This is a genomic window from Limnohabitans sp. 103DPR2 (assembly GCF_001412575.1).
Lineage (GTDB): Bacteria > Pseudomonadota > Gammaproteobacteria > Burkholderiales > Burkholderiaceae_C > Limnohabitans_A.
In genome coordinates this window covers 773,835-786,152 of the sequence record NZ_CP011834.1, presented here as the reverse complement: position 1 = coordinate 786,152, position 12,318 = coordinate 773,835, and the positions used below count along the sequence as shown (strand labels likewise).

Here is a 12,318-nt window from a genome sequence, read left to right as displayed (position 1 = left end):
CTACTGAAAGACGCAGCGTGATACTTTACGAATACCCCCTCAACGAACGCATCCGAACTTATTTGCGCCTGCAACATTTGTTCGCGCGCTTCAACAAGCTTTGCCAACGTACCGAGGCTTTGGACCATCACTATGCGCTCACCACGATTTTTGAAATCATGGAAGTGGCTTCACGCTCCGAACTTAAATCTGAAATTCTCAAAGACATTGAGCGTCACAAACAACAGCTCAATGCCTACCGCGGCAACCCCTCCATTTCCGAGCAAGCACTCGATCTCATCATCGAGCAATTGGACCAACGCTTTGAAACCCTCAACAGCATGGTTGGCAAGATGGGCAGCGCACTCAACGAAAGTGAATTCCTCAACAGCATTCGCAGCCGCACAGCCATTCCGGGTGGCACCTGTGAGTTTGATTTGCCGGCCTACCATGCATGGCAACACCACACCCCCGCAGCTCGCCAAGCCAACTTGTACGAGTGGTCTCAACACTTTGCGCCTTTGGCCACGTCCATTCAGCTCATGCTGAAAATGTTACGTGAGTCGGGCAGCACCCAAAAGGTCATGGCCACAGGCGGGCAGCTGCAACAAAATCTACCGCAAGGTCGTAACTTTCAATTGTTGCGACTGCGCATTGACGACAGCCTGAACCTCACACCCGAGATCAGCTGCAACCGTTTGCTGGTGGTCATTCGCCTCATGCAACAACAAGAAGACGGCAAGTTGTTGGCCAGCAAAGAAGACACCCCCTTCGAAATGACACTCTGCGCCTAATACGCGCCAGCAATCCTCACCCCTTTTGCAAGACACCGATGAGCGAGCCCTTGTCCAAGCCACGCCACGTGCCCTGCCCCACTTGCGGCGGGCCCAGTTTGTTCAGTTCACAAAATGCCTATCGGCCGTTTTGCAGCGAGCGTTGCAAAGGCATTGATTTGGGCGCATGGGCCAATGAAAGCTTCCGCGTGCCCGAAGAAACACCACCCGATCAAGAAAATTTTGGCGATCCCAAGCTGCAGTAAATCAGCTTGAATGTGTGGCCCCCGCAAAGCCACGCTCTTCGGCCAGCCAAGCCAACACCGGTATCGTGCCAGGCAAGACGGGCACCACTTGCACAGGCAAAGACTGCCAAGCAAAGTTCTGTCCTTCACGCATTTCAAGCTCGCCCTGCCACTCAAGCACTTTGCAAAAGTTCAGCCGCACCAAAGCGTGGGGATAGTCCACCAATTGCTGATGCCACAACTGCACATCGCCAATGTTCAGTCCCAACTCCTCGTGCAGCTCGCGCGTCAAGGCTTGCGCGACGGTTTCACCCGCCTCCAACTTGCCCCCTGGAAATTCCCAGTAGCCCTCGTAGACTTTGCCTGGCGGGCGCGAGGTGAGCAAAAACTGATCTTGCGCATTGATGAGAATGCCCACCGCCACATCGACCGTGGCACGGTCGGCACCGCCTTCGCGTTGCACATGGCCATCAGCCACCAGCAAAGACTTGGCGCTGCCGGTCAAGGTGTTGCTCACAAACTGCGATGGATGCTGGCAGTGGGCGATGGACCCATGCGGCCCATGTAGTCGCGCGCAAACTGATACGCCACACGACCACTGCGTGAACCACGCTCCAATGCCCAGACCAAGGCCTCAGGGCCAGAGGTTTGAATGACCGCCTCTGAGGCGCCCAGCGACTTGAGCCACTGCGCCACGATGGTGAGGTACTCGTCTTGCGAGAAGGGATAGAAGCTGATCCACAAACCAAATCGCTCAGACAAAGAAATCTTTTCTTCAATCACTTCACCTGGATGAACTTCACCGTCTTCGGTATGGGTGTAGGTGAGGTTGTCCTTCATGTGCTCGGGCAACAAATGACGGCGATTGCTGGTGGCGTAAATCAACACATTGGGAGTGGCTGCGGCCACCGAGCCATCGAGGATGGATTTCAAAGCCTTGTAACCGCCCTCGCCATCTTCAAAGCTCAAATCGTCGCAGAAGATGATGAACTTTTCGGGACGTCCGGCCACCACATCCACGATGTCGGGCAAATCAGTCAGGTCGTCTTTGTCAACTTCGATGAGGCGCAAGCCTTGCGCCGCATAGGCGTTCAAACAGGCTTTGATCAACGATGATTTACCGGTGCCACGCGAACCTGTCAGCAGCACATTGTTGGCGGGCAAGCCCTGCACAAATTGCAAAGTGTTTTGTTGCAGTTTTTCTTTTTGACCGTCAATTTCTTGCAGGTCATTGAGACTCATGTCGGACACATGGCGAACGCCTTCCAACACACCATGGCCCGACGCACGCTTGCGATAACGCCAAGCAATGGCTTCGTTCCAGTCGGGCTGGCTGAGGGGTTGCGGCAAGACGCGCTCCAAGCGCTCCAACATCAGCACTGCACGCTCTAAAAGCTTTTCAATGTTGTTGCTCATGAACGGTAGTCCGCGTTGATGGACACGTAGTCGTGGCTCAGGTCGCATGTCCAGACCGTGTCAACAGCGTTGCCGCGGCCTAAATGAACTCGGATGGTGATTTCACTTTGTTTCATGACGCGTTGGCCATCGGCCTCTTGGTAGTCTGGATTGCGACCACCGTTTTTCACAACGCACACATCGTCTAAATGCAAGCCAATCAAATCTTGATCGAGGTCTTGAATGCCCGCATAGCCCACGGCTGCCAAAATGCGGCCCAGGTTGGGGTCACTGGCGAAGAAGGCGGTTTTGACCAAGGGTGAATGGGCAATGGCGTATGCCGCCAAACGACACTCTTCAGAAGTTTTGCCGCCCTCCACCCGAATGGTGATGAACTTGGTTGCACCTTCGCCGTCGCGCACGATGGCATGCGCCAAATGTTGTGCAACGGACAACAAAGCAGCGCGCAAAGTTTGGCCGTCGGCCGAATGCCAATCGCTGATCACGGCATGCGTGGCTTTGCGTGTGGCCATCACCATGAAAGAGTCATTGGTGGAGGTATCGCCATCGATGGTGATGCGATTGAAAGATGCGTTGGCCAAATCGGTGGCCAAGGCTGGCAACAATGCAGGATCGATGTTGGCATCGGTGGCCAAGAAGCCCAGCATGGTGGCCATGTTGGGTCGAATCATGCCTGCACCTTTGCTAATGCCGGTGATGGTGACAGTTTGGCCTGACAAGAACACTTGCTGACTGAAAGCCTTGGGCACCGTGTCGGTGGTCATGATGCCTTCGGCTGCTTTGGCCCAATGCGCGGCTTGTGCGTCGGCCAATGCAGCAGGCATGCCCGCCACGATGCGATCGACGGGCAAGTTTTCCATGATCACGCCTGTGGAAAACGGCAAGACCTGTTGTGGCTTGATGTTGAGCAAACCCGCCAATGCATCTGCAGTAGCGCGCGCATCGGCCAAGCCTTTGGCGCCTGTGCCCGCATTCGCGTTGCCGGTGTTGATGACCAGTGCGCGAATTTGCGAATCAACGGCTGAAGTCACTTGCTTCAAATGCTCGCGACAAACTTGGACCGGTGCTGCGCAATATCTGTTTTGCGTGAACACGCCGGCCACAGCACTGCCTTCATCCAACAAGATCACGGTCAGGTCTTTGCGCCCCACTTTGCGGACACCCGCTTCGGCAATGCCCAGACGCACGCCAGGAACTGCCAAGATGTTGGCGGGATTGGGAGCTTGCAGGTTCACAGTCATCGTTACCCCTTATGCCAATTTGCCATGGCAGAACTTGTATTTTTTACCACTGCCGCAGGGGCAAGGGTCATTGCGGCCAACGGGGGCCAACAGGGTGCTCTGAAAATCAGATTGCGTCTGCGGTGCACCTTGCTCATCGGGGGCCGTGTACGTGACGTTGCTGATGTTTTCAGCACGCTCTTCTATCACTTGGGCCGCTTCTTCGATTTGTTCGCTGGACTCAATGCGCACATTCATCAGCACGCGCGTCACTTCGTTTTTCACGGAGTCGAGCAACTGGCCAAACAACTCAAACGCTTCGCGCTTGTATTCTTGCTTGGGTTGCTTTTGTGCATAACCACGCAAGTGAATGCCCTGGCGCAAATAATCCAAGGCACTGAGGTGTTCGCGCCAATGGGTGTCAATGCTTTGCAGCAAGACCACGCGCTCGAAGGGCACAAAGTTCTCAACACCCACAGCATCCAACTTGACTTTGAAGGCGTTGTTGGCTGCGACCAAAACCATGTCCAAGATTTCATCATCGGTGATGGCCGTGGCAGCCGCCACCGTTTCACGCAATGGCAACTCAATTTGCCAATCATCTTTGAGCACACGCTCAAGTCCTGCCAGATCCCACTGCTCTTCCACCGTTTCTTCGGGTACGTACTGGCGCACCAAGTCGGTAAAACTGCCTTCGCGCAATGCTGTGATTTGGGCGTCCATTTCGGTGGCGTCCAATATGTCATTGCGCTGTTGATAAATCACCTTGCGCTGATCGTTGGAGACGTCGTCGTACTCCAGCAATTGTTTGCGCATGTCAAAGTTGCGCGCTTCCACTTTGCGCTGCGCACTTTCAATGCTGCGCGTGACCATGCCGGCTTCGATGGCTTCGCCTTCTGGCATTTTCAAACGGTCCATGATGGCGCGCACACGGTCACCCGCAAAAATGCGCATCAGCGGATCGTCCAAGCTTAGATAGAAGCGTGAGGAGCCAGGATCACCCTGACGACCAGAGCGACCACGCAATTGATTGTCAATGCGGCGTGACTCATGACGCTCGGTGGCAATGATGCGCAAACCGCCAAGCGATTTAACTTGCTCGTGAACAGTCAACCATTCGGTGCGCAAGGCTGCGATTTTTTCTTGGCGCGCTTGGGCGTCCAAACTCTCATCGGCCTCAACTTCTTGAACGGCTTTCTCGATGTTGCCGCCCAGCACAATGTCGGTACCGCGGCCCGCCATGTTGGTGGCAATGGTGATCATGCCGGGGCGTCCCGCTTGGGCCACGATGTCGGCCTCGCGTGCGTGCTGCTTGGCATTGAGCACTTGGTGTGGCAACTTGGCTTTGGTGAGCATCTCAGAAATGAGTTCTGAGTTTTCAATGGACGTGGTGCCAACCAAAACCGGCTGACCTCGCTCGAAACATTCACGGATGTCTGCAATGGCAGCGTTGTATTTTTCGGGCGATGATTTGTAAACGCGATCGAGTTGGTCTTCGCGGCGGCTGATGCGATTGGGCGGCACCACCACAGTTTCCAAACCGTAAATTTCTTGGAACTCGTAGGCTTCCGTATCGGCAGTTCCGGTCATGCCGCCCAACTTGCCGTACAAACGGAAATAGTTTTGGAAAGTGATCGACGCCATCGTTTGGTTTTCAGCCTGAATGGCCACACCTTCTTTGGCTTCCACCGCTTGGTGCAAGCCATCGCTCCAACGACGACCGGTCATCAGACGGCCCGTGAACTCGTCCACAATCACGATCTCACCTTCTTGCACCACATAGTGCTGATCGCGGTGATAGATGTGGTTGGCGCGCAATGCTGCCGTGAGGTGGTGCATGAGCGCAATGTTGGCGGGGTCGTAAAGACTGGCGCCTTCAGGAATGAGGCCTGCACTGGCCAAAATGCGCTCGGCGTTTTCGTGACCTTGCTCGGTCAAGAACACTTGGTGCGATTTTTCGTCAACCGTGAAGTCGCCTGGCTTGGTGATGCCTTCACCTGTGCGCGGGTCGGCTTCGCCTTCTTGACGGGTCAGCATGGGCACCACTTGGTTCATGGCCACATACTGCGCAGTGTGGTCATCGGCTTGTCCGCTGATGATGAGCGGCGTGCGCGCTTCATCGATCAAGATGGAGTCCACCTCGTCAACGATGGCGTAGTTGAGACCGCGCTGCACACGGTCTTTGGCTTCGTAGACCATGTTGTCGCGCAGGTAATCAAAACCAAATTCGTTGTTGGTACCGTAGGTGATGTCGGCGTTGTAGGCCGCTTGTTTTTCTTCGCGTGACAGTTGCGGCAAATTGATTCCCACACTCATGCCCAAGAAGTTGTAGAGCTTGCCCATCCACTGGGCATCGCGGCTGGCCAAGTAATCGTTGACCGTGACCACGTGCACACCTTTGTTGGCCAAGGCATTGAGGTACACCGCCAAGGTGGCCGTCAGGGTCTTGCCCTCGCCCGTGCGCATTTCTGAAATCTTGCCGTTGTGCAAGGCAATACCGCCAATCATTTGCACATCGAAGTGGCGCATCTTCATGACACGCTTGGAGCCTTCACGAACCACCGCAAAAGCTTCAGGCAAGATGGCGTCGAGTGTTTCACCTTGCGCTACGCGCGTGCGGAACTCATCGGTCTTGGCGCGCAGCTGATCGTCGCTCAGGGCTTCGAATTGGGCTTCAAGGCCATTGATCAATGCCACTGTTTTGCGGTATTGCTTGATCAAGCGGTCATTACGACTGCCGAAAATTTTGGTCAGAAAATTGGTCGCCATGGTGCCACGGGTTCGTCTTTGCCATGCAAGCAAAGATTCGCCCGAAAATCCTGTCTAAAAGTGGATTCAAAAGGACAAGCGCACGAGGCGCAAGTGAACGCGCCATTTTAACTGCTGGGCAAGCCCAGAAACTGAAGATTTCCCGCAGATCAGCGGGGTTCTCGCATAATGGCAACATGGTCAAATTCAATCAAGCGATCTCACTCATGGAAGCTGCTCAAGAGTCGCCTAGCTTGGCGCACCTGACAGAACTCACGCGTGTGTCCAGCCAAAGGCTCAAACTCCTGCACACCCTCATTCCAGGGCCGCTTCGAACCGCCATCCAAGCAGGTCCTATCGAGGGCACGGAATGGTGCTTGTTGGTGAACTCCAATGCTGCAGCAGCCAAATTACGCCAAATGTTGCCTGCGCTGTTGGCGCATCTGAACACTCATGGCCATGCGGTCGAAAAAATTCGCCTCAAGATCCTTCAAAACCCTCGCTAATACGCTCTTAACATTCTCGCTGACACCCTCGCCTGCACCAAGGCTTGGCTGCGATTTGCCTGACGAAGAAAGTACAGACGAAAAAAAACCAACTCAACTGTTTTGCAGTGGGCTGGTTTTCAAAATGGTGCCGCTTGTCGGATTCGAACTGACGACCTACCGCTTACAAGGCGGTTGCTCTACCAACTGAGCTAAAGCGGCACGGGCTGAATTGTAATTCAATAATGACCGTTTTTCAGAGCCACTTGAATTTTTGAAGGTGCTTATTTAATTCGGGTTAGGGTGGGCCGTGTGGGTGACGGCGGTACAGGCTTGTCGCCCGAGTCTGAAGACTCAGACTTTGAAGCTTCAGAAGCGTCCGGTGCATTGGGCACTTGGTGCAATTTGTCCATGCCGAGCACCGTGCTGTTCAAGGGTGAATCGGTGACAGGAAAGGACATGCCTTGGCCGTTCTCTCGCGCATAGATGGCCATGACACGGTGAATGGGCACCATGATGTCACGTGGCTTGCCACCAAAGCGCGCTTTGAATTCGATGAACTCATTGCCCAATTGCAATGAACTGGTGGCATCGAAACTGATGTTGAGCACAATTTCGCCGCCTTGCACAAACTCACGCGGCACTTGGACCGAACCATCGACTTTGACCGCCACATAAGGGGTAAAGGAATGATCGGTGCACCACTCGTACATCGCCCGAATGAGGTACGGGCGAGTCGAAGGTGATTCAAGTGCGTTCATGACCATGCGAACAAACCTTGTGTTGCGAAGGGCTGTGATTGCGCCTTATTTGCGCATGACCTTTTCGGAAGGCGTGAGCGCTTCGATGTAAGCAGGGCGCGAGAAGATGCGCTCAGCGTACTTCAACAAAGGGGCCGCATTTTTACTCAGATCAATGCCGTAGAAGTCCAAACGCCAGAGCAAGGGCGCAATGGCCACGTCGAGCATGGAGAAGTTGTCACCCAACATGAACTTGTTTTTCAAGAACACGGGGGCCAACTGGGTCAAGCGATCGCGGATGTGTGAGCGTGCTTTCTCCAAAGCTTTGTCGTTGCCTTTGAGGGTGCGGTTTTCCAATGTGGCCACATGTGCAAACAACTCTTTTTCAAAGTTGAGCAAGAACAAGCGGACACGGGCACGATCGACAGGGTCACCTGGCATGAGTTGCGGGTGTGGGAATCGCTCATCGATGTATTCATTGATGATGTTGGATTCATACAAAATCAAATCACGTTCGACCAAGATCGGCACTTGGCCGTAGGGGTTCATGACATTGATGTCTTCAGGCTTGTTGTACAGATCGACATCACGAATTTCAAAATCCATGCCTTTCTCAAACAGCACAAAGCGGCAGCGGTGAGAAAAGGGGCAGGTTGTTCCTGAATAAAGCACCATCATGGTGAAGGCTCCTAAAAATCAAAAAGAGTGGGAAGCCACCGGGTTGGCGGGCCTGCCCACTCCATCAATTCGGGCATGGCCCGAATCACGAGTTCTTACTTAATGTCTTTCCAGTAAGCAGCGTTCAAGCGCCATGCAACGACCGTAAAGCCGGCCAAGAACAGCAACACCCAGACGCCCAGACGAACGCGGTTATTTTGCGCAGGTTCAGCCATCCATTGCAAGTAGTTGACCAAGTCGCCGACAGCTTTGTCGTATTGCTTGGGTGACAAGGTGCCAGGCGTGACCTGTTTCCACCCCACAAAAACGTGAGTGGTTTGTCCGTGCTCTTTGCGCTCTTCATAGACGGGCTCGCGCTCGCCTTGCAATTGCCAGAAAGGATTGGGCATGCCCACGTTGGGGAAAGCCAAATTGTTCCAACCCGTAGGTTTGGTTTCATCGCGGTAGTAAGTGCGCAAGTAGGTGTACAGGTAATCGGCACCTGTACCGCCATGACCCGAGCGTGAACGCGCCACCAATGTCAAATCGGGAGGTACCGCACCAAACCACTCTTTGGCTTGCTTGGGATCAATGTTGGCCTTCATGGTGTCGCCCACTTTGTCAGTGGTGAACAAGAGGTTGTCTTTGATCTGTTGGTTGGTCAAGCCGATGTCTTGCAAGCGGTTGTAGCGCATGAATGCCGCAGAGTGGCAGTTCAAGCAGTAATTGACAAACAGCTTGGCGCCATTCTGCAAAGACCCCAAGTCGCTGGTGTTAACAGGGGCTTTGTCCCAAGCAATGGCGTTGCCGCCGGCAGCTTGTGCACCTGTTAGGGATGCAACAGCAATACACAAACCCAGTGCAAATTTTTGAATTGATTTCATTTTCAAATACTCCTGGGCTTAGTGCGCAACGAAAGTAACGCGGTCAGGTACAGGCTTAGGTGTACCCAACTTGCTCCACCAAGGCATTAACAAGAAGAAGCCGAAATAGAACAAGGTGCCCACTTGTGAAACACGCTCACCAATGGGTGAAGGTGGCTGCACGCCCAAGTAACCCAAGATCAAGAAGTTGATCACGAACACGGCGTACACATACTTGTGCCAGTCGGGACGGTAACGAATGGACTTGACAGGGCTGTTGTCGAGCCATGGCAAGAAGAACATGATAACGACAGCGCCGCCCATGACCACCACACCCCAGAACTTGGCGTCAATGGCCAGCATCATGGCAGAGATGACCACAGCACCGCCCACAATGCCCGCCTTCAAAATGCTAGGCAATGCATTCTTGCGAACGGCCAAGACAGCACCCAAGACCACGCAGATGATCAAGACATACATCATCTCGCTGGTGATGGCACGCAGCATGGAGTAGTAAGGGGTGAAGTACCAGACAGGCGCAATGTGCAAAGGTGTCTTCAGAGGATCAGCTGGAATGAAGTTGTTGTATTCCAGGAAGTAACCACCGAACTCGGGCGCAAAAAAGATGATGGCCGAGAACACAAACAAGAACATGCTGACCGCAAAGATGTCATGCACAGAGTAGTAAGGGTGGAAAGGGATACCGTCCAAAGGATGACCGGCTGCATCTTTCGGTGCATTGGGGCCTTTGATTTCGATGCCATCAGGGTTGTTGGAACCCACTTCGTGCAACGCAATGATGTGCGCCACCACCAAGCCGAGCAGAACCAAAGGCACTGCAATGACGTGGAAGCTGAAGAAGCGGTTCAAAGTGGCATCACCCACCACGAAGTCGCCACGAATCAGCAGAGCCAAATCGGGGCCGATGAAAGGAATGGCGGAGAACAAGTTCACGATCACTTGGGCGCCCCAGTAGGACATCTGACCCCAAGGCAACAAGTAACCCATGAAGGCTTCGGCCATCAGGCACAAGAAGATGGCACAGCCAAAAATCCAAACCAATTCACGTGGCTTGCGATAGCTGCCATACATGAGGCCGCGGAACATGTGCAAGTACACCACGATGAAGAACGCAGAAGCGCCAGTGGAGTGCATGTAACGGATGAGCCAACCCCATGGCACATCGCGCATGATGTACTCAACAGAGGCAAAAGCGATGTTGGCATCGGGTTTGTAATGCATCACCAAGAAAATACCGGTGACGATTTGGATGACCAAAACCAACAGTGACAAGGATCCGAAGATGTACCACATGTTGAAGTTTTTGGGCGCGTAATACTCACTCATGTGCTCTTTGTAGAGCTTTGAAGCTGGGAAGCGGTTGTCGACCCAGTTCATGAGTTTTTCGCCAGCGGAGGCGTTGGGGGAGATTTCCTTGAATTCAGCCATGATGGTTTGCCTCAAGCCTTCTTGTCTTCACCGATCAGCAACTTGCTGTCGGACAGGTACATGTGCGGTGGCACTTCCAAGTTGTCGGGTGCGGGTTTGTTTTTAAACACGCGGCCGGCCAAATCGAAGGTAGAACCGTGGCAAGCGCACAAGAAACCACCTTGCCAATCGTCAGGCAAAGAGGGCTGTGGGCCTGATTGGAATTTGTCGCCAGGCGAGCAGCCCAAGTGAGTGCAAATGCCAACAGCCACCATGAACTCAGGCTTGATAGAGCGGTGGCCGTTTTTAGCGTATTCGGGTGTGGGGTAGGCTTTGCGATCAGAAGCGGGATCGGCCAATTGACCATCCAACTTTTTCAATGCTTCAACCTGCTCAGGCGTGCGGCGCATGATCCACACGGGCTTGCCGCGCCACTCCACGGTGAGTTTTTCACCAGGCTTGACGTCAGAAATATCAACTTCTACAGCAGCACCAGCGGCCTTGGCACGCTCGGAAGGCTGAAAAGAGCTAACAAATGGGGTGGCGACGAAGCCTGCGCCTACGGCGCCAGCACAAGTTGAGGCAATTAGCCACGTCCTTTTGCTGTTGTCGACTGGGGTATCACTCATGAGAATCCTCTAGCGAATCGGTATCAGGGTTAACCGCCGATTGTAGCCGACTGGTGAGGGTTTTTTCTAGGGGCGCTAGGCAATCAGTTGCTGCGCCATGCGAACAGCCGCAACCAAACTGTCGGCATCGGCCACCCCTTTGCCCGCAATGTCAAAGGCGGTGCCGTGGTCTGGACTGGTTCGAACCAGGGGCAAGCCCAAGGTGACATTGACCCCCTGCTCCAAGCCCATGTACTTCACAGGGATAAGGCCTTGGTCGTGGTACATGGCCAGCACCACGTCAAACTCGCCAGGGCTTTGGGCCTTGCGCCTAGCCCGCATGAAGATGGTGTCGGGGGCATAGGGGCCATGCACGTCCAAGCCTTCAGCCGCAGCTTGGGCCATGGCGGGCTGGATGATCTGAATTTCTTCTTGCCCAAACAATCCCCCTTCTCCGGCATGGGGATTGAGGCCCGCAACACCTATTTTGGGGGCGCGGCCCAACAAACGACTGAGGGCTTGATGGGTAATGCGCAGCGTTTCAAGCACGTTGTTGTAGGTGACGGCGTCGAGCGCCTGGCGCATGGACACATGAATGCTGACCAGCACGGTGCGCAGTTCGTCATTGGCCAACATCATGCGCACGGGCATTTGGGCCACGGGCACACCCTGGTGATGTGCTGCTTCGGCTTGCAGCAATTCAGTGTGCCCCGGAAATGCATTGAAGGGCGCACCTGCAGCAGACAAGGCTTCTTTGTGCAAAGGTGCCGTGACCAATGCGGCAATTTGGTGTTGCAAGGCGGCGCGTGCTGCCCACTGGACACACTCGCCGGCAAACCGTCCTGCTTCGGCGTGGATTTGTCCCCAAGGCAATGCGGCTGACACTTGGGCCACCTGCAAAACAGGCAACACGCCACTTGGGGCAATGCACGCCTCTTCCGGGCGATGAATGAGGCTGACACGCAATTGGCCCGAGGGGTCAACCAAGCTGGCAGCCTTTTGCATCAAGTGCAGGTCGCCCGCCACAAAACAATGCCGCGTGACCACAGAAGCACTTGGCGCTTTGGCATCCTGCAGAAAGGCCTTGGCAATGATTTCAGGACCAATGCCACAGGGGTCTCCAGGCGTGATGGCAATGGCTTGCGGCTGGGTCATG

General features: G+C 54.3%; 13 protein-coding genes and 1 tRNA gene. 3 read left to right on the top strand and 11 right to left on the bottom strand.

From position 1 onward, the window contains the following. The first annotated feature begins 17 nt into the window (after positions 1-17). The gene (zapD, locus tag L103DPR2_RS03810) at positions 18-773 is read left to right on the top strand and encodes a cell division protein ZapD (protein WP_055359825.1); all 756 of its coding nucleotides are present in this window, start codon (positions 18-20) and stop codon (positions 771-773) included. Positions 774-811: 38 nt separating this feature from the next. After that, positions 812-1,018: a DNA gyrase inhibitor YacG gene (locus L103DPR2_RS03805; RefSeq protein WP_055359824.1), complete on the top strand. Its 207-nt coding sequence runs from the start codon at positions 812-814 to the stop codon at positions 1,016-1,018. Position 1,019: 1 nt separating this feature from the next. Here the strand turns inward: L103DPR2_RS03805 and L103DPR2_RS03800 are convergent, their stop codons facing one another. The 4 genes from L103DPR2_RS03800 to secA are packed head-to-tail and all read right to left on the bottom strand — an operon-like array spanning position 1,020 to position 6,402. After that, the gene (locus L103DPR2_RS03800; RefSeq protein ID WP_369907427.1) at positions 1,020-1,514 is read right to left on the bottom strand and encodes an NUDIX domain-containing protein; all 495 of its coding nucleotides are present in this window, start codon (positions 1,512-1,514) and stop codon (positions 1,020-1,022) included. Beyond that, positions 1,511-2,413, bottom strand: a complete 903-nt coding sequence (locus tag L103DPR2_RS03795) for an ATP-binding protein (protein ID WP_055359823.1) — start codon at positions 2,411-2,413, stop codon at positions 1,511-1,513. Before L103DPR2_RS03795 ends, L103DPR2_RS03800 begins: the two co-directional genes overlap by 4 nt. Next, on the bottom strand, positions 2,410-3,654 hold the full coding sequence (gene argJ / locus L103DPR2_RS03790) for a bifunctional glutamate N-acetyltransferase/amino-acid acetyltransferase ArgJ (RefSeq protein ID WP_055359822.1): 1,245 nt from the start codon (positions 3,652-3,654) through the stop codon (positions 2,410-2,412). The genes L103DPR2_RS03795 and argJ overlap by 4 nt, the downstream gene beginning before the upstream one ends. Positions 3,655-3,663: 9 nt before the next feature. Then, positions 3,664-6,402, bottom strand: a complete 2,739-nt coding sequence (secA, locus tag L103DPR2_RS03785; RefSeq protein ID WP_055361827.1) for a preprotein translocase subunit SecA — start codon at positions 6,400-6,402, stop codon at positions 3,664-3,666. 176 nt (positions 6,403-6,578) lie between these two features. On the opposite strand from secA, the gene L103DPR2_RS03780 reads away from it, so the two are divergent. After that, complete coding sequence (locus L103DPR2_RS03780) at positions 6,579-6,887, top strand: DciA family protein (protein WP_055359821.1); 309 nt, start codon at positions 6,579-6,581, stop codon at positions 6,885-6,887. A gap of 125 nt (positions 6,888-7,012) precedes the next feature. Here the strand turns inward: L103DPR2_RS03780 and L103DPR2_RS03775 are convergent. The 7 genes from L103DPR2_RS03775 to pdxA form a co-directional block, all read right to left on the bottom strand. Next, a tRNA-Thr gene (locus tag L103DPR2_RS03775) sits at positions 7,013-7,088 on the bottom strand. Between the two features lie 62 nt (positions 7,089-7,150). Beyond that, complete coding sequence (locus tag L103DPR2_RS03770) at positions 7,151-7,627, bottom strand: ClpXP protease specificity-enhancing factor (RefSeq protein ID WP_055361826.1); 477 nt, start codon at positions 7,625-7,627, stop codon at positions 7,151-7,153. A gap of 45 nt (positions 7,628-7,672) precedes the next feature. Further along, entirely contained in the window at positions 7,673-8,284 is a 612-nt protein-coding gene (locus tag L103DPR2_RS03765; protein WP_055359820.1) for a glutathione S-transferase N-terminal domain-containing protein, read from the bottom strand. Between the two features lie 95 nt (positions 8,285-8,379). After that, positions 8,380-9,147, bottom strand: coding sequence for a cytochrome c1 (locus tag L103DPR2_RS03760; RefSeq protein ID WP_108255995.1), 768 nt, complete (start codon positions 9,145-9,147; stop codon positions 8,380-8,382). Positions 9,148-9,165: 18 nt separating this feature from the next. Further along, entirely contained in the window at positions 9,166-10,578 is a 1,413-nt protein-coding gene (locus tag L103DPR2_RS03755; RefSeq protein ID WP_197274930.1) for a cytochrome b, read from the bottom strand. A gap of 8 nt (positions 10,579-10,586) precedes the next feature. Beyond that, complete coding sequence (gene petA, locus L103DPR2_RS03750; RefSeq protein ID WP_055359818.1) at positions 10,587-11,183, bottom strand: ubiquinol-cytochrome c reductase iron-sulfur subunit; 597 nt, start codon at positions 11,181-11,183, stop codon at positions 10,587-10,589. 75 nt (positions 11,184-11,258) lie between these two features. Then, positions 11,259-12,317, bottom strand: a complete 1,059-nt coding sequence (gene pdxA / locus L103DPR2_RS03745; RefSeq protein ID WP_055359817.1) for a 4-hydroxythreonine-4-phosphate dehydrogenase PdxA — start codon at positions 12,315-12,317, stop codon at positions 11,259-11,261. Between the last annotated feature and the right edge of the window lies 1 nt (position 12,318).

Bases quoted from the DNA above. Each gene is read 5' to 3' on its own strand.
- L103DPR2_RS03805 (WP_055359824.1), top strand. From the start codon at position 812: ATGAGCGAGCCCTTGTCCAAGCCACGCCACGTGCCCTGCCCCACTTGC.
- L103DPR2_RS03795 (WP_055359823.1), bottom strand. From the start codon at position 2,413: ATGAGCAACAACATTGAAAAGCTTTTAGAGCGTGCAGTGCTGATGTTG.
- argJ (WP_055359822.1), bottom strand. From the start codon at position 3,654: ATGACTGTGAACCTGCAAGCTCCCAATCCCGCCAACATCTTGGCAGTT.
- secA (WP_055361827.1), bottom strand. From the start codon at position 6,402: ATGGCGACCAATTTTCTGACCAAAATTTTCGGCAGTCGTAATGACCGC.
- L103DPR2_RS03780 (WP_055359821.1), top strand. From the start codon at position 6,579: ATGGTCAAATTCAATCAAGCGATCTCACTCATGGAAGCTGCTCAAGAG.
- L103DPR2_RS03770 (WP_055361826.1), bottom strand. From the start codon at position 7,627: ATGAACGCACTTGAATCACCTTCGACTCGCCCGTACCTCATTCGGGCG.
- L103DPR2_RS03765 (WP_055359820.1), bottom strand. From the start codon at position 8,284: ATGATGGTGCTTTATTCAGGAACAACCTGCCCCTTTTCTCACCGCTGC.
- L103DPR2_RS03760 (WP_108255995.1), bottom strand. From the start codon at position 9,147: ATGAAATCAATTCAAAAATTTGCACTGGGTTTGTGTATTGCTGTTGCA.
- petA (WP_055359818.1), bottom strand. From the start codon at position 11,183: ATGAGTGATACCCCAGTCGACAACAGCAAAAGGACGTGGCTAATTGCC.
- pdxA (WP_055359817.1), bottom strand. From the start codon at position 12,317: ATGACCCAGCCGCAAGCCATTGCCATCACGCCTGGAGACCCCTGTGGC.